The organism is Shimazuella kribbensis DSM 45090 (assembly GCF_000428065.1).
In the GTDB taxonomy this organism is placed as follows: Bacteria; Bacillota; Bacilli; order Thermoactinomycetales; family Thermoactinomycetaceae; genus Shimazuella; species Shimazuella kribbensis.
In genome coordinates, this window is sequence record NZ_ATZF01000003.1 from 151596 (window position 1) to 168177 (window position 16582).

General features: G+C 39.4%; 19 protein-coding genes and 2 pseudogenes. 7 read left to right on the plus strand and 14 right to left on the minus strand.

The features are described 5' to 3' along the window. Positions 1–368: 368 nt before the first annotated feature. Together A3GQ_RS28200 and A3GQ_RS0106590 are read right to left on the minus strand one after the other, a co-directional pair. Positions 369–494 carry a hypothetical protein gene (locus A3GQ_RS28200; protein ID WP_281170813.1) on the minus strand — a complete coding sequence of 42 codons (126 nt, stop codon included), beginning with the start codon at positions 492–494 and terminating at the stop codon, positions 369–371. Positions 495–562: 68 nt separating this feature from the next. After that, positions 563–1546, minus strand: coding sequence for a helix-turn-helix transcriptional regulator (locus A3GQ_RS0106590; RefSeq protein ID WP_028776373.1), 984 nt, complete (start codon positions 1544–1546; stop codon positions 563–565). A gap of 110 nt (positions 1547–1656) precedes the next feature. Here A3GQ_RS0106590 and A3GQ_RS0106595 point away from each other — a divergent pair, with 110 nt between their 5' ends. The 4 genes from A3GQ_RS0106595 (at position 1657) to A3GQ_RS0106610 (ending at position 3804) form a co-directional block, all read left to right on the plus strand. Next, the gene (locus A3GQ_RS0106595) at positions 1657–2133 is read left to right on the plus strand and encodes a GyrI-like domain-containing protein (RefSeq protein WP_028776374.1); all 477 of its coding nucleotides are present in this window, start codon (positions 1657–1659) and stop codon (positions 2131–2133) included. Positions 2134–2304: 171 nt separating this feature from the next. After that, positions 2305–2691 (plus strand): DoxX family protein, encoded by a 387-nt coding sequence (locus A3GQ_RS23625; protein ID WP_342664989.1) that lies wholly within the window; start codon positions 2305–2307, stop codon positions 2689–2691. A gap of 146 nt (positions 2692–2837) precedes the next feature. Beyond that, positions 2838–3317 (plus strand): GyrI-like domain-containing protein, encoded by a 480-nt coding sequence (locus A3GQ_RS0106605; RefSeq protein WP_028776375.1) that lies wholly within the window; start codon positions 2838–2840, stop codon positions 3315–3317. Positions 3318–3339: 22 nt separating this feature from the next. Continuing rightward, complete coding sequence (locus A3GQ_RS0106610) at positions 3340–3804, plus strand: hypothetical protein (RefSeq protein WP_028776376.1); 465 nt, start codon at positions 3340–3342, stop codon at positions 3802–3804. A gap of 336 nt (positions 3805–4140) precedes the next feature. Here the strand turns inward: A3GQ_RS0106610 and A3GQ_RS0106620 are convergent, their stop codons facing one another. Continuing rightward, the gene (locus A3GQ_RS0106620; RefSeq protein ID WP_028776378.1) at positions 4141–4584 is read right to left on the minus strand and encodes a recombinase zinc ribbon domain-containing protein; all 444 of its coding nucleotides are present in this window, start codon (positions 4582–4584) and stop codon (positions 4141–4143) included. 81 nt (positions 4585–4665) lie between these two features. Continuing rightward, the gene (locus tag A3GQ_RS0106625; RefSeq protein ID WP_028776379.1) at positions 4666–4893 is read right to left on the minus strand and encodes a recombinase family protein; all 228 of its coding nucleotides are present in this window, start codon (positions 4891–4893) and stop codon (positions 4666–4668) included. Between the two features lie 171 nt (positions 4894–5064). Between A3GQ_RS0106625 and A3GQ_RS0106630 the strand changes: the two genes are divergently transcribed. Then, positions 5065–6309 carry a hypothetical protein gene (locus A3GQ_RS0106630; RefSeq protein ID WP_028776380.1) on the plus strand — a complete coding sequence of 415 codons (1245 nt, stop codon included), beginning with the start codon at positions 5065–5067 and terminating at the stop codon, positions 6307–6309. A 174-nt stretch (positions 6310–6483) separates the two neighbouring features. Here A3GQ_RS0106630 and A3GQ_RS0106635 read toward each other — a convergent pair whose 3' ends face one another. The 3 genes from A3GQ_RS0106635 to A3GQ_RS0106650 form a co-directional block, all read right to left on the minus strand. Next, a complete protein-coding gene (locus A3GQ_RS0106635; protein WP_156877587.1) occupies positions 6484–6663 on the minus strand; it encodes a hypothetical protein in 180 nt (59 codons plus the stop codon). A 225-nt stretch (positions 6664–6888) separates the two neighbouring features. Then, a complete protein-coding gene (locus A3GQ_RS0106640; protein ID WP_028776382.1) occupies positions 6889–7095 on the minus strand; it encodes a hypothetical protein in 207 nt (68 codons plus the stop codon). Between the two features lie 482 nt (positions 7096–7577). Continuing rightward, complete coding sequence (locus tag A3GQ_RS0106650) at positions 7578–8153, minus strand: hypothetical protein (protein ID WP_156877588.1); 576 nt, start codon at positions 8151–8153, stop codon at positions 7578–7580. A 343-nt stretch (positions 8154–8496) separates the two neighbouring features. Between A3GQ_RS0106650 and A3GQ_RS0106655 the strand changes: the two genes are divergently transcribed. Next, positions 8497–9363 (plus strand): DUF6612 family protein, encoded by an 867-nt coding sequence (locus tag A3GQ_RS0106655; RefSeq protein ID WP_028776384.1) that lies wholly within the window; start codon positions 8497–8499, stop codon positions 9361–9363. Positions 9364–9601: 238 nt separating this feature from the next. Here A3GQ_RS0106655 and A3GQ_RS0106665 read toward each other — a convergent pair. The 3 genes and pseudogenes from A3GQ_RS0106665 to A3GQ_RS0106675 all read right to left on the minus strand — a co-directional run. Beyond that, positions 9602–9805 (minus strand): annotated as a pseudogene (locus A3GQ_RS0106665) (RNA polymerase subunit sigma-70); the annotation flags it as partial. A 163-nt stretch (positions 9806–9968) separates the two neighbouring features. After that, the gene (locus tag A3GQ_RS0106670) at positions 9969–11477 is read right to left on the minus strand and encodes an MDR family MFS transporter (protein WP_028776386.1); all 1509 of its coding nucleotides are present in this window, start codon (positions 11475–11477) and stop codon (positions 9969–9971) included. 438 nt (positions 11478–11915) lie between these two features. Continuing rightward, positions 11916–13112 carry a macrolide family glycosyltransferase gene (locus A3GQ_RS0106675; RefSeq protein ID WP_037464211.1) on the minus strand — a complete coding sequence of 399 codons (1197 nt, stop codon included), beginning with the start codon at positions 13110–13112 and terminating at the stop codon, positions 11916–11918. Positions 13113–13272: 160 nt separating this feature from the next. Between A3GQ_RS0106675 and A3GQ_RS27990 the strand changes: the two are divergent. Beyond that, positions 13273–13371: pseudogene (locus tag A3GQ_RS27990) on the plus strand (DUF817 domain-containing protein); the annotation flags it as partial. Positions 13372–13490: 119 nt separating this feature from the next. Here the strand turns inward: A3GQ_RS27990 and A3GQ_RS0106680 are convergent. The 4 genes from A3GQ_RS0106680 to A3GQ_RS0106695 form a co-directional block, all read right to left on the minus strand. Beyond that, complete coding sequence (locus tag A3GQ_RS0106680; RefSeq protein WP_028776388.1) at positions 13491–14018, minus strand: permease; 528 nt, start codon at positions 14016–14018, stop codon at positions 13491–13493. Further along, entirely contained in the window at positions 14015–14497 is a 483-nt protein-coding gene (locus tag A3GQ_RS0106685) for a hypothetical protein (RefSeq protein WP_028776389.1), read from the minus strand. The genes A3GQ_RS0106680 and A3GQ_RS0106685 overlap by 4 nt, the downstream gene beginning before the upstream one ends. After that, positions 14490–14831, minus strand: coding sequence for a PadR family transcriptional regulator (locus A3GQ_RS0106690; RefSeq protein ID WP_028776390.1), 342 nt, complete (start codon positions 14829–14831; stop codon positions 14490–14492). Before A3GQ_RS0106690 ends, A3GQ_RS0106685 begins: the two co-directional genes overlap by 8 nt. A 164-nt stretch (positions 14832–14995) precedes the next feature. Beyond that, positions 14996–16165, minus strand: coding sequence for an RNA-guided endonuclease InsQ/TnpB family protein (locus A3GQ_RS0106695; RefSeq protein ID WP_028776391.1), 1170 nt, complete (start codon positions 16163–16165; stop codon positions 14996–14998). Positions 16166–16582 lie beyond the last annotated feature (417 nt).

Here is a 16582-nt window from a genome sequence, read left to right on the forward strand (position 1 = left end):
TTATTTCCATTTTGGTAACAGTTTCGTTGGTACTAATCCAAATATACAGTTATTAGAAGAAATGCAGAAGCGAAAAGACGGAAATCGATCAAGAGCAGACAACAGCAAGTAAATAAAGGATTCTTTGGGTGCGCGGAAATAGTGGATAACTCGCAATTGACCATGCTCAAAATTATTTGAGTTTTAACTAGTAACTGTTATGGACAGAATTTGACATTCCCACGGCTAAAGTCGTGGGATTCTTGAATCGTTAGCGTCCGCAATCCGTTTTCGTTTTGAACAACGCTCAAGTTCAAGGGTGTGCCATCACCCTGTCCCATGCAGTTAGAAGTGTACCCACATAGGCGGAACACCTGCGACCAAAGGAATTACCAGTGTTCTAGTCCTCTTCTTGCCACTAATGTTTTGCTCGGCGGGAGACGTATCCATTTGCCACCAAAACCCGATACCATTACATTGTCAAAGAACAAACCTACTACTAGTAGGATAATCACCGATCATGCGTTCTAATATACAAAATATTCGTTTCTCCTTCAACCCCTATTTGAGGTTTCGAGCAACGTCATCTTTCATCCCGCGATTGAAGCCATGGGCTTTCAGCCGACAATTGCTGTAAAACTTCTAAGACTTCTTCTGACATATCCCTGATCTTAATATCCTTACCTAGAAAAAGTAGCCAATTTGTTATTTCAGTCAATTCTTCGGGCTTATTAACATTAATAAACGTCTTTAGAATGGCTGTGGTTTGATAAGGATTCGTATAGGAAATGGAAACTTTTAAAGGATGGTATTTTTTGAACTGGGCAATTGCTTTTGGACCAAGTTCAAGAACAAGGTTGATTACTTCTTCTTGCTTACTTATTTTTTCTAAAATTTTTTTCTTACTTAATCTTTTTTTCGTCAGGTAAGGTTCGACATTGACAAGATGATCAACAGAAAAAATCTTCTTCTTTTCTTCTTTTAAGTCAACGCCTTCAATCATCCAAAGGCTCTTTTCACGATAAAGGTGTAAGAGATAGATGGGATAAGATTTTATTACCTTCTCTTCTTTGATCGTAATCCATAAATAGTTATCCGAAAGGAGGATTTGGATGAGTTTTTCTAACATGGGATGGGGGAGGTCTGAAAGCTCAAGTAGGTCAGGATTATAGGGGTTGGTTCCTTCAAAAAGCAGGATTTGATTTAAAAGAACTAGGTCATCCTGCTGGTTTTCTGAGATGAGGCCTAGTAATTTTTCAGCTAAAGACTGACGACTCTTTAGATAGGGGAGTTGTTGATTTCTCGTTGCCATAAATGCAATAAAAAGAGCTTTGACTTCATTATCAGTAAAGCGAACAACAGGCAGGATGGAGTTGTGCATGACAAAATAACCCCCATCCCTACCGACTTCAGAGACGAGCGGCATCCCCATGGCCTCAATTTCCCTGATATCTCTAATAGCCGTCGAACGAGAGATGTTAAATTCCTGCATGATTTCAGAGATTGTAAAACGGGAGCGGTTATTGATATACCTCATGATGATATTAATCCGTTCAACTTTTTTCATCTAGACTCCTAAACAGTATCATTTTTTGACATGATTTAAGGCTATCATATACCTATCAAGACAAGCAGACAAGTCATTTGACTAATTCAAAAAAGAGGAAGGTATTGAATATGGCAGATTATACCCTAGAAGAAAAAGACAGCTTTACCGTTTTAGGATTTGGAACTGAACTTACAGCTGACTATGCCAGCTTAAACAAAGAAAAGTCAGACTTTTGGCAGGCGGTTAGCCGAGATGGGAGACTGGACACTTTAAAAGCATTAGCAACAAATGACTACATTTTTGCAGTCAACGACAGAGTAAATGGCAAGATGATGTATTATGCTGGCGTCCTGACAGAAGCATCAGCATTAGCACCAGAAGAAGCTAGAGTTATCCACTTTCCTAAAGGGGAGTACTTAGTTGTAAAAGGGGAAGCAGGGACAGCAGATGAATTGAATAGTAAACTTGAAAGCATTGCTTTTGGTCAAATCTTGCCAGAAGCTAAAGATTTTGCATATGTTGGTGCTCCAAATGCAATGGTTAAGCTGGGCCAGCGAAACGGGTTCGTTTTTGGTGAAATGTGGATTCCTGTTGTTAGGAAGTAAAGAGATAAATGGAAACAGCGACCGGCAAAGGACTAATTCCTATAGGAATTAGTCCTTTGGAAAGATTGCAACCTTTTACTTGAAACAATTATGAGAAGGATTACAAAATGAGTGAGATTATCAATGCAGAAGAAACCGCGAAAGTAGAAAACCGTCTTCGAGGGAAAATGATTGCTTATTGGGTTACCAACTACGGTTCTTGCATTCGTTCTGGGGAGCGGGGGAATTGGAGATATGACTCATCAATGGGGGACGCTCGAGACGGTGGAGATATTAGGGTACCCAGAGTACTTTCTGACCATTATCGGGATTTGGAAAGTACTTGGGACGATAGCCATCCTCATGCCGGGGTTTCCGCAACTTAAAGAAGGGGCATATGCTGGCATTGTCTTTAATATGACAGGCGCAGCCGTATCACATGCATTCGTAGGAGACTATGGGGCTTATGCGTATCATATTTTTGTCCCACTTAGTTTTGCAATCCTAGTTCTCGCTTCATGGATGCTACGTCCAAAAAATCGAAAAAAATTGGACCTCAATAGAGCTAAGTATGACTGACTAAATCGAAATGGAAATCATATGATCCATTCAAATTTTTTGCTCAAACCTCTAAACAGTATCATTTTTTGACGCGATTTAAGGCTATGATATATCTATCAAGACAAGCAGACAAAACTAATTTAAAAAAGAGGAAGGTATTGAGTATGGAAAATTATAGCTTAGAAGAAAAAGACAGCTTTACCGTTTTTGGTATTGGAACGGAGCTTACAGACTTTACTGGCTTAAATAAGGAAAAGTCAGATTTTTGGCAGGCTGTCCATCAAGATGGAAGGCTTGACACTTTAAAATCCATAGCTACAAATGACTACGTTTTTGCTGTGAATGAAGCGGTGAATAGCAAGATGATGCATTATGCTGGTGTCATGACAGAGGCATCGGCATCGGTACTAGCATCAGAAGAAACCAGAGTTATTCAATTTCCTAAGGGAGAATACCTAGTCGTGAAAGGAGAAGGAAAAACGGCTGATGAATTGGATAACAAACTTACTGGCCTTGCTTTTGGCCAAGTCTTGCCAGAAGCAAAGAATTTTGCCTATGTTGGCGGTCCAAATACGATGGTTGAGATGGGGCATCGAAATGGCTTCATTTTTGGTGAAATGTGGATTCCTGTTGTTAGGAAATAAAGAATAAAAGGAGAGTTGGAAAATGTCCTATATCGTTGATTTTAAAAATGTGTCTATGGTTGGTTTAGAGTCTTCACCTGTAGTAGAAGCGCTTGCTGGTTTACGTGCTCATGAAGCCCGTTACTTTATGAGCAAATACAAGCATAAATTTACGGTTGTACCAGCTAGCGAAAGTCAAGAGACTCTTGATTATGTGAATCGAATATTGAAAGAAGAACGAGATATTGAGTTTGCGGCAAAACCTTTAGAAACATCGCATTTTCAAGTGGAAAATATCAAATTCACCTACGTCTTTTACGAGGATGGTATTGCGGTCAATGTAATGTATCCAGAAGACAACCCTAAGAAGCGGGCCGTTGGTTTTAAGCTTTCTGAGGAGATGGAGATACCAAAAGAGTTGGAAGAGAAATTTAAGTTTGCTAGACAAAAGTCTAAATTAGCAGGAACAATTCGGGGCTCGTTTTTTGTAATTAAAGGAGAATATTAAAATAAGCAAAAGCGCAAGTGGAGGAATCCAGCGAAGAAAGGTGACCTATGCTTCGTTTGATGCTCCATAATAATGGACCAAAATCACCAAACCAAACTACTAGAGCATAAACAAAACGGACAACGAAATTTGGTTTTCTTGTGTGACCACGATTAACCCAACTACTTTCATTTTGATACTTGTCATTCAATTTCTTTTCACCATTTTATCTTCACTTATAGAATCAAGCTGTTCTCTCCTCCATAAAAAAGAGCCACTTGAAAAAGTGGCTCTCATTAATCAATCATTTGCTCAAATTTAAGAATTTCTTACTACACTGACCAACTTGTCCCATATTCACTCAAGCCAAACCCTCGGTTTCCTTTTCTCTACAATCTTCTTCATGTTGTGAACGTGAATCGATGTAAATTCGATGTCAGCCAATCTATGGTCCTGCAAGGTTGATACTTCTTTTAACTGGCTGACTATCTCATCTTTATCGACAATGCAACGAATAATCAGATTCCAAATATATTCTTCAATCACTTCTGTTCGAAGCGATTTCGCCGGGCATTTTTCTACATCTGCACCAAATTTACGAGGATTTTTATTTTGGCAGCGATAAAACCGATAACGCCCTTTTGTACCTGTTTTCTTATTCATTCTATCAGAGTAAGTAGTACCACTCCATGATCGTCCGCAATGACCACAGCGAATCATTCCTTTAAACATATAGAAATAGCGATTATTGCCTTTGTTGGTCGTATTTTTTTCTTTTTGTCGTTGTACTAATTCAAACAAACCTTTATCAATAATGGCTGGAACGGTTGTTGTTACATATTGTGAAGAATCGCGGAATTCATATGTTTTCTTGGGATCCCACTAGCAGATAACTTTTGCTATTTTCCATTGTGCAATATCTTGCCGAAGCCGATCCATCTCTGGACGCTCAATGTCTTCTCCTGATACACCTGATTTTTTGTAAATCTCTAACTGGTATAGCTCTAATACACGTGCCTTTTCCATACACATCTCCACCTGTGTATCCAAACTCGTCCCTTCTACTGCCAGTAATCCTGTAGATACCCGAGCATAGATGGCTGTTTTCATCTATATTATCCCTCCTTTCAGCAGAATTCCATTCTGTTACATTGCTATTCTCTTGTATCTTCCCATTCTTCTGAACTTACCATATAATAACTTTATAGCTTCTTATCTTCTCGCCTAAATGGGCGATATGGGACAAGGAGTAAGTTTCACCTTTGCTTGGGAATGTCCTGAGTGAAGCAAGTCTGGAAAGGACATGCTGTGACTTCGAACAGCGACCCGAAGCTCTCGGACCTGCTGGAAGACCTGGAGGTAGACAACCTCTCTCCCGAGGTGTTGGAGAAGCTCAACGAGAAGATCGGTGAGCGTTCAGCGTTCGAGCTGGCGAACATGCAGAAGTTCCAGCTCGTTCGTCTCCTTCGGGAGGAAGTTCTCCCTGACAGCAGCAAGAAGGAGCGTTCTGAGATCGCCGATGTACTGATCGACTCCCTTCAGGACATGCTGCGTGGAGCCACCCCGGCGGCGACACCTGCCGCTCCGACGGGACCGATCGAGGTCACCGTCAAGCAGGAGAAGACCCCGGAGCAGATGGACGTCTCCGAACTGCTCAAGCTGCTTCAGGACAACCCGTCTAAGCATGCGGTGCTTCTGCCGCTCATCATGGAACGGGATCTGGTCAAGAGGGTCACGGAAAGGCGCATCACGGAGTGGGCCATCCCCGACGAGAACGGGAAGCTCGACTCCGAGAAGACTCTCCGCTACCTGCAGCATCTCGGACAGGTGTACTCGAAGCCGCAGCGAGAGTGGGAAGGCGTCCGTCCGATCACCCTCGCGAAGGCTCTCGGCATCGAAGCACGGGCCCTCATCCATCCCTTCATGGAACGACCCGTGCAGGGACCGGACGAGAACGGCTACGACTTCAGCAAGCTCAGCGATGAGCTGCACGAGGCACTGCTGTGGGCGCTGACCACAAAGCACTCGGCGTGGCCGCAGACCGTCGATATCTTCACGGTGTCGGAGGAAGTGTTCCAGAACCCGCTCCCGCGTAGGTGGCAGCGAATCCTGGAAGACTACCAGTACGCCAAGGCGAACAACCCCGACAGCGTGCGTCACATCTCCCGCTACTGGCCGGAGAACGTCTCCTTCGACCAGGTGCACCAGTCGGTCCAGCAGCCGAGGGAACTCACCGAGGGTGACTACCGGCAGATGCTGATGGACAACGCACAGGCTCCTCGCAACCAGAGTAGTGGCGCCGTCCATCTCAATGCTGAACTCATCACGTCGTTCAGTACCATGAGTGGCAGTGTCCATCTCGACAGCACGATCGTGCTGCAGACCAGCGGCACCATGAGTGGCTCGCTGAACGGAACGGTGTATGTTCCTCGAGGTGTTCAGATCTACACCCAGAGTGGTAGCAACCACCTCAAGACCTACGTGCGTTCCTACGAGAACCTCTGCCGACTTGCCGGTCTGATCTGACCAGCGTCACTCGGTCTACAACCTCAACTTAGGTGAACAAAAAGATCGGTGATTGAATCGATCAAAGTCCGGAAGTTCCGGGCTCAGCAGGTGTGTGTATGAATCGTGACGAGAGTAATCTCGTACGACAAATACAACTCATCTGCTGCTACATCAGAATCCATAATTTAAGACTTATGGGTTGTGATGTAGTAGCAGATGAATTTGCTTATCTTGGTGTTCTGTTAGTGCCATTTCCATCAAGACTTGGATTACCCGCTTTTTTGCTTCTAAAGATTCTTCCAACTCTTGTGAATGACTCTCAGATTGGTTTTGAACCCATACAAATTGGACAGGACCTGTTTTTCTTTTCATCCAAACACCGCCTTTTATTTTGGTATATACCAATTTATGAAACGAGGATTTTGTCCCATTCTTCAAAATCTACTCCAAAGTATCTGAATAGCTTTCCTTGTCGACTCCTCTTCAATCACCGTATCCATTTGCTAACTTCATTTCTGCATAATTTATTTCATTTCTTGCTTGCAGTAGCCTAATGTTTTCATTGCAATACCGGTATAGCATACCGATCGGAAAAGATTATCCTCCTTCACTTACTTGCATAGCTTTTATTTGTTCTAAAGCTTGATACTTTCGAGAAGAATCCGTTTGGATGGAAATAGGTAATGTAATTCCCACCAATCGATCAAACAATCTCCCATCCACATCCAATAGCTTTCCATTTCGATCATAAGAAAACCAACTCTTTAGCCTATCCAGATTAAGATTGCTAGTATAGTTGGTCAATTGATCTCTTCTTTCCTTTCCGATAAAGGCTGAGGAAAAGCGTTGCTCTTGATAAATGAGACAAATACCATCATTTCTTTGATTAGCAGTGACAAAACAGAAATTATCCCTGTCATAAGTACCTCCCTGCTCTTCTTGTACATATTTTTATTTTTATCAGTATTCTTATTTCTATGCACAAAGCAGTAGGAATATGGTTTTTCACACAACAAATAGCCTTTGATTCAAAGAGAGACCGCTTTGGAAAAGTGTCCTTTTTTTAAAATTACTGGATATTAATATGCAAGTTCTACAACAATAAACAAAAAAAACACATCCTTGTGAAGGGCGTGTTGGATAAATGCACATATCGAAAAGAAAAACATCGGCAAAAAGACGAGTTTACACTAGATGTATATCCAAAAATATAAATTGGGTCTCTCCCATCTGTTACCAGTAGAGAGAGACAGCCAAAACGAGATGGTTGATCGAACTGTTACGATTCAATCCTCAACCCTGGTCAGAGCACTGAACTGCTCCAGCAACCCCGATTCTGCGACATACTCTGCTGCTCGGAACATTTCTGTCAGTCGAGCCTGTACTCCCCTTGAAGCTGCGAGGGAGATCTGCGACTTCTCCAGGTTCGACTTGGAATCACCAAGCTTGTCACAGAGATCCTTTCGTACCTTCTCAGAAGCTGCGAGGGCCTCTTCGGAAGCTGCGAGGGAGGCCTGCAACCCCACCCGTTCCTTTTCGGAAGTTGCGAGAGAGGCCTGCAACCTCTCCCGTTCCTGCTTGGAAGCCGCGAGGGAGGCCTGCAACCTCTCCCGTTCCTGCTCGGAAGCCGCAAGGGAGGCCTGCAACCTCTCTCGCTCCTGCTCGGAAGCTGCGGGGGAGTTCTCTGGCTGGTTCTTCCATTTGTACCCACAGTAGAGTACAATCACACAACAAATGGCGAAGATGACCAGATCAGACCATACATCGTTCATTGTAGACCCTTTCTCGTTTTCACTTAACGTTATGATAACATTTTTATATATAACAATGTTGTACTTTATTATGCTCTTTACAATGATCATAGAAATATGAATACATAGTGTAACCCATTGTATTCTTTATCTGTTCTAATGGAGTGATACACCTTCGGTTATTTCTTGAAAAATTCGTATTAAATACGATGTCAGAGTTTAATCTATTGAAAATAGTTTGAAATTAATTAACATGATTATGCACTAAGGCATAATGAAGGAAATCCTCTACAGAAAAATGTGCCTAATGAATCTCCACCGGACTCTGATTCCCATGTAAATCTTGATCAGACCTACCCTACACAAACCCAAAACCTAAAACGGAATAATCGTGTGCTAAATCACTAGACTATGCCTATAATAGGGGTAATTCTAAAAAGGAGTAGCTGTCAAAATGAAAAAATGGATCAGACCTTACATTGCTATTTTATTCCTGTTAAGCGCTTGTTCTTCTCAAGCCAAATCTCCCGTTATTCCCAAAAAGAATCCACCCAAACCGATCACTTCCGTATCAGAGGCAATTGAAAAATCAACAGCGGCCATGGCAAAAATGAAAAGTTTTCAAGCGGAATACACGAAGAAATATACTTCTGACGAAGAAAATAAAAAATCCGATTATCGAAATCATATCGTAAAGAATGATAATATATCTTTTACATTTATTGATCGGAATCAATATCATCTCTACAACCGTATACACGAGGATCGAACTACCAGAAAAGAAAAGCAACCTGACTTACAGACAGAAATCTATGTGAAAAACGATACCCTTTATACACATTATTTTGATTGGGGCGGAGATGGTACAGATCGCTGGGAGAAAGGAAAACCAACACATTCCACTCTTTCTGAAACTTTGTACAAAAATCCCATCTTCCTAGATCCGTCCTATCTATTAGCAAACTTAAAACAAAATCAAAAACAAGTGAATCTTACGCAAACTCAAAAGGCATATATCCTTGAACTTACTTTGACTAATAAAGAGGAAGAAACAAGTATTATGGGTTTCGGCAAAGGTGGAAAAGGATATGTTGATGTGAATGTCATAAGGGAAATACCCCTTTATACAGTAAAAGTTACGATAGATAAAGAAACCCTTCTTACTCAGAAAGTAGAGCAACATCAACTCTCTACAATCAATGCAGAAGATGAAACTGGAGATATTATCAAAACAGATGAGTACCAAACCCATATTTTTAAATGGAACGTAAAATCAATTAGTGTTCCAAAAGAAGCAGTTACAACATCCTACAGTAGTTAAAGATAATTAATAGGAAGAAATGGTTGGAAGACTAAAATAAAGAGTGATCCAACAATATATGGATCACTTCTTTTTAAAGCTTAATTTTTTAGGGCTTGTCCAATATTCACTCAAGCCGAATTCTTGCTCTCCTCTACAATCTCCTTCTCCCACACCACATCGTTCTTCGATGCAGGTACAACTCCTAGCTCAAACCCAGCATTCATCACAATTTTTTTACACCGGTTCATGTTCGCAATCTCTTTACAATGTGAGCAACCAAACGCAAATTGTGTTCGATCAAGAGATTGCGAGCATAGCTGTCTCCTTCTGACATTTTCTTGAGATTTATCTCCTCTTCCTGTTCTGAAAGTGGCTGGGGGAAAGCATTGCTTTTAATAAAAGAGACAAATACCATCATCTCTTTGATGAGCAACGACAAAGCAGTTATTATACCTGGCATAGATACCTCCTGCTTTAGTACATGTATTTATTCCTTATTGGCATTTTTATATTTATGCAGGCAACAGTAGGAATATGGCTTTTCTTCAAACAAACTGCATAGCTTCACTTAAATATTGTCCCTAAAAAGAGACCTGCCTTAAATTAAGGTAAGGTCTTGTTTTCTAATGCTGTGCCATTTTCCCCTCTGATAACTTTGCATTCCCCATTAATGCTACAAATAATAATGCAAGAATAGCTGGTACGAAAGTCCAGAGAAAAGTTTGAGCAATCGAAGTAGATAAGACTGCGGTTATTTTATCCAAAATAGGTGCTGGTATCTCCGCTCTACCTTCGGGTGAAAGAAGAGAATGCGGGTCCCCTATATCAGCACTTCCTAGTGCATCCATCGAAGCAAATGTAGCAGATAGTTTATCACTAAAAATATTCCGTTGAATTACTCCAAATATCGTAATGCCTACTGTCATACCTAAAGACCGTAAAAATGCATTAGTAGAACTAGCAGCTCCTCGTTGGTGACTATCAAAATGATGCATCGCTGCCATACCCAGTACAGAGAAAGACGCTCCTGTTCCTAAACCAATAATTATCATATAGGTGGTAACTGCAATCCTTGATGTATCTGGTGTAAGTGTACTTAGTAATCCGATACCAACTAATAGAATTCCAACGGAAGCAAGCATAACTCCTCGATAACTCATTCTTTTGACCAACTCCCCTCCAAAAGAAGCAGTGATGGTTGTTCCAATCATCATAGGAATGAGTAATAGTCCAGAATTAGTAGCACTACCACCCATTACACCTTGGATATAAAGTGGAATATAGATAGTTGCTACCATAAAAGTAGCACCATAAAACAGTCCAACAAAATTACTAGTTACATATAAACGATGTTTAAACATGGCAAATGAGATAATCGGGTTTTTTGCTTTGGTTTCAATATATAGAAACGCTCCAAACAAAATAACAAAACCAGCAAACAAAGATAAAATTTGCACAGAACTCCATGCATATTGATCTCCACCAAGCTCTAATCCAAACATGAAACAAACAATACCTGCAACTAAAGTAGTCGCACCCCACCAGTCGATAGTCTGTTTCACCTGTTTTGTTGATTCATGGTAATACAGAAAGATAAGTATCAAGCAAATAACACCTATCGGAATATTGATATAAAATATCCAACGCCAATTCCAAAAATCAGTAATATAAGCTCCGACAAGCGGTCCAAAAATACTGGAAAGACCAAATACAGCTCCAAAAATGCCACCCATTTTCCCACGTTGTTCCGCAGGAAATACATCCCAAATAATAGTAAAAGCAATCGGCATCAATGCCCCTCCACCAATACCTTGGATAGCACGATAAATGCTCAATTGAGTAATATTTTGTGCGGTACCACACAAAACAGAACCTAGTAGAAATAACAAAATCCCCAACATAAAAAATCGCTTTCTACCATACATATCAGATAATTTCCCAAAGATCGGCATCCCTGCCATCTCTGCAATCAAGTAAGCAGATGTAACCCAAACAAATTGATCCAAACCACCTAATTCTCCAACGATTGTTCCCATTGCAGTGGAGACAATTGTATTATCTAGCGATGCTACCAATATCGCTAAAAGTAATGCACCCATCACAGGGACAAGCTTTGTTTTCTCTAATTTCATGCTATAATCTCCATTTCTCTTACTTTTTAATTACATATCTTGCTCATAGGGGTTTGTTGAAGTCGCTCTCCTTTTCATACTTATGATAAAACTTCTCTCCTGACATCTAGTGTCAGGAGAGAAGAACTAGCTAGAAATCAATACCTAACACCTAGTAAACTTAAGGCATGCAGGAGACAACATTAGACAGAAAATTGTATATTCATAACATTCGTAAATTAATTGATCCAGTTAACAGTTACACTTATATTGCCCGCTTTACAATCGCTCTATAAATATTCTTAATTTTCTGAATTTATTTCCGTATACCCTTCCTCATACCACTGCATGGACTAATTATAGATGTGTAGATGATGAGCCCATCGCAATGTGATTGGTCAACTTCATAGTTATGTGTTTAAACTATATAAGACAGCTTCTAAACACCTTCTTCTACTCCTAGACATTACTCAATCCCAAATGTTCATCTATTGCTTTTAGGGCTTTTGCTACTCCTCCTGCTTCCTTCAAGCTGTTGCTCAATTTCTTCGCATTTTCTCGATAAGATGGGTCGGACAAAACTGTTCGAACTGCTTCTTGTAGCTTTTCTACACTTACTTCGTGTGGTTCTATTCGATAGCCAGCATGAAGTTCCTCCAATCTGTTTGCGATCAAAGGTTGATCTGAGGTTTGCGGGATAACAACAAGAGGAACTTCATAATAAAGGGCCTCGCTCGCACTATTCATTCCCCCATGGGTAATAAAGAGGTTTGTACGCTGTAAAACTTCAAGCTGTGGTACATAATTACGGACAATAAAATTTTCCGGTAATGTCTCTAGTTTGGTTATATCCGTTGATTTGCCTACTGATAATACAACTTTTCCCTCAAAGTCTCGAAAGGCTTCTACGCAAGTTTGAAAGAAATCCTCAAATCCATAAAGGACTGTTCCCATTGATATATAAATTACTTTCTGATTGATTAACTCTTCTAAAGGAAAATTATTTGATTGCATTCGGCTTGAGATAGCAGGACCAATAAATACATACGAATCATCCAAATATTGCCCACCTGGTTGAAATGATTTGCTTGTGTAGACAATATTCAATTCTGCACTATTCATCATGAATTGAAACGGATGTTTTACTTTCACACCAAATTTCTCTTCCATTTGTTTGGTTAAAGATGCATTTTCTTTCACTATTTCCGATGAAGAATCCAAAAAACCACCTAGATTTTCACTTTTTAGTATGGTGAAAAATTGTTCTTCTGGTATTGCGAAACTAGTGGATGATGAGATAGAGGGGAGGTTTAAATAATCTTTGACCAATAATCCTGCACCGAACGTATCATAATACACATAATCAAATGTGATGGTTTCAGCTAGTTTCTGAACAATAGACAAAATTTCATGAGAAATCTTTATCAGATCTTGCAAAAATTCATGAATATTTGCATTTTTCATTTCCTGCGGTGAAATCGGCTTTATATGATTGGTATGAAGATACACATAAGCACCTAAGCCTTCAATCCGTTCTCTAAATTCTTCTGTTGTTACATAATGAACAGAGTCTCCACGATCAATCAATGCTTTCACTATACCAAGGGTTGGATTGATATGACCCTCAGCAGGTATGTTTATCATTAATACATTCATAAGTGTTTTCCTCGTTTCTGTAATTTAGTCAAAATCAGACTTTCTTTAGTATAAACGGTAATTTTTTAAATTATAAGACTTGTATTTCATACGAAATTCCTTACCTCGCAGCTCAATAAATAACCTAATCCAGCTCCTTGTTGACCAAAATAGACTAATTTATGGTCTCGTTCACCTAGGAAAAGTGAGTTCATGGCTCTTATTAGTGATTGTTAGCTTTCTTATTATAGCAACGTTAAAGCGGATTAAAGAAAAATAAGATAAATTGAAAAAGCAACATTCGTAAATGGTTGCTTTTTCTTTCTAGATTGCTTTTGATCATATGTCTGGAATATACTTATTAGGGATTCTTATGAAATATTCACTTAAAATTCCAATCTATGTTTCCTTCGTTATATCGTGCTTTAACAACTTTTGTTGTCCATAAATTTTTTCAAAAAGAATTCCTGTGAAATAATAAAACACGAGGCCAAAACAAATATGAATAAGTGTAAATTTAGAACCAAACGAAGTGAATTCATATACTAAAACTGGCAGTTTCACGGTTGACCAAGCGCCTAAGAAAAATACTATATAGCGGACACTCGCTCCTTTTTTCAATAAAAGTACTGCAATTGGAAAAGCTATATACAGAGGGCCTGCTGCTACTGATGCTAATAATAAAGTAAAGAAGACACCATATATACTTGATTTTCCCCCCATAAATCGAATGAGTGTTTCTTTCTTTACCCATTGATCCAATAATCCCACTAATACAAATACAGGGGGAAGTAAAAATAGCATATCCAATATACTTTTACTAGTTAACTGAACTGTTTTCATTGCAATAGCTTGATTCATCCATGCAACAAGAAATAGCCCTAATAATAAAATGAAGAAGAACCAATATCTTTTTAGCGTCGTCATGTCATCACCACCCAAATGATCAGTGCAAAAAGAAGGGACATGATTATCGCCGAAATATTTCGAGCATAAGCAAAACTTCGTCCAAATGTTTTTTGTTCCATTGATAAAGTTGCAAGTCCTACAGACATTAATGTCGACATGAATACCGCTACTTGTGGAAGACCAGCGCCATTTTGAACTAGTGTATGTCCGAGAGGAAAAACAATAAAGCTTGGAACTAAAGCAATTGAGCCAATAATTGTGGAATAAAGGATGCCTAGTAAACCCGAATTTCCGCCAATAAATGAAGATATAAGGGATGGTGTTAATAAAGATAATGCTAGCCCAACAAAAAGCATAATAGCTAATAAATCCGGTAAAACATTGCGAAACATTTTCCATGAACTCCATAAGGCTACTTTTGTTTTATGTTTGTCTTTTATGAAAGAAACACCCAAATATATAGTAGCGATACTATATAGAACAATCGCATTAATCATTATTTTGAGCCTTCCATCTTTTATATTTCCCTAGGAAGAATGATAGATTTTTTATTTTTTCTTCAATATCTATTTGAAAATATTCTAATTTCTTATTTCCAACTTCAGTGATTTTGTACATTTTTATCGGTTTATCATGATCAGATTTATCCAGATAAGACTCAACGGCACCTTCATCCTCTAATTTTTTTAGTGTGCGATATAGTATGGCACTATCAATTGGATTGATGGGAAGCTCTTCCTCACATTTTTGTAGAAGTCTCCCTCCATAGTTATCTCCCTCTGTTAAAAAAAGCAAAAGAAATGCACCTGTATGTCTCCCTGTATGTTTCATGAAATATATAACCTGCTACTAAAAACATAGAAAAACATCCCTATGCTAGAGTTTTCCTGCTTCTACGTGTCCTGTCTCGCCACAAAACTTCGCTACTACAGTTTGGTACAACACTCCACAGGCGTAAATTCCCATGTAGCCCACGGTACAGATAGGTTCTCTCGTTAGGGGAGAAGGACATATTCCCTTGCTTGCATCAAATTGATGGCTGCATTGCGATCCCGATCGATGCTTTGTCCACAACATTCACAGGAAAACACTCGTTCCGATAGGGATAATTTCACTTTTTTTACGCCACAATGAGAACACAATTTACTAGAAGGATAGAACATTGCCACTTCCCTTCGTTCGATTCCCATTTTGCGACATACGTTTCCCAACTTTTGTTTGAAATCATAAAACCCCTGATCGGAAATCGACTTCGCTAGATGCCGATTTTTCTTCATTCCTTGGACATTGAGCTTCTCGATGGTGATAAATGTGGGCTTGGTTTTCGCAATCACACTCACCACCCATGCACGATAGGCATCTCTTATGCGAGCAAGTCGTTGATGAATCTTTTGGATTCGAAGGATGTTTTTTGCTATGTTACTTCCGTTTTCTGTAGCAGGTTTTCCACCTCGCTTTTTTTGGAATTCGTACTTACGAGATAACGCTCGTTGTACTCTTTTCAAACGTTTCTCTGTACGTTTGATGATGGAAGTCTTATTGATATTCTGAAATACTTGCCCCTGACTGGTAATAGCAAAATCTTTGATTCCAAGATCGATTCCAATTCCATCTGAAAAACGTTTTGCTTTACATTCTTTTTGTTTCTTCCCATTAACGGAGGAAAACAGAACAGAGACATAGAAACGATTGGCTTTTTGTTCAATGGTACAACTAGAAGCCGTTCCATGGATGGGAAGATAGCCTTTTTCTTTCAGTCGAACCCAACCCAAAGTGGGAAGTTTGATACGATGTCGCTCTATTTCCAGATCCTTTGGATTGTTTTTCGGAAAATACAGTTTCACGGTTTGAGCACGTTTCTTTTTGAATTGTGGTTTTCCTGCTGTTTTCTGGAAGTAACGTTGAAAAGCAGTTTCTGCATTCACTAAGCTTTTCTTCCTCGCTTTGCTTCCACATTCTTTTATCCAAGGATACACGAGAGACAGCTCATGGTTCACTTGTTTATCAAACTGATTGGCCGAAAAGATTCGTTGTTTTTGTTGGAGTAAATCCAGATTGTGTCCCACATATTGGTTGTACAAAAAACGACAAACTCCTATGGAAGATACGATTTTCTTGATTTGCTCGGAATTCGGATGTATTTCGGTTTTGTATGCAATCGTCATGAACCCACCTACCCAAACATATATTCTAGATATATACGTTCGAGAGAATCCGCGAATAACCTTCTTCCTTCTGATAAAAAAGTGCAAGAAAAGACATTTGTCTACTTTTTTCTATTTTTATCTATGTTTTTGGGAACAGTTAATACCTCCTAATTTTTAAATATGGAAATTTTTTTATCAACATAATACTGTCAATAACAGTATACTGTCATAAACAGTATTAAGTCAATTTGTTTATTTGTAATAAAAAATTAGAACATGAAGGATTGCACTTAAATGAAAGGACGCTGTATTTAAAAAGGAGCTACTTTACAAGTAACCCCTGATTTATCCGTTTGTAATCATACTTAAAATTATTCTAAGTCCAAGGCTGATTATTATTATTGATGCACTTCACATAATAACTAAAATTTTCTT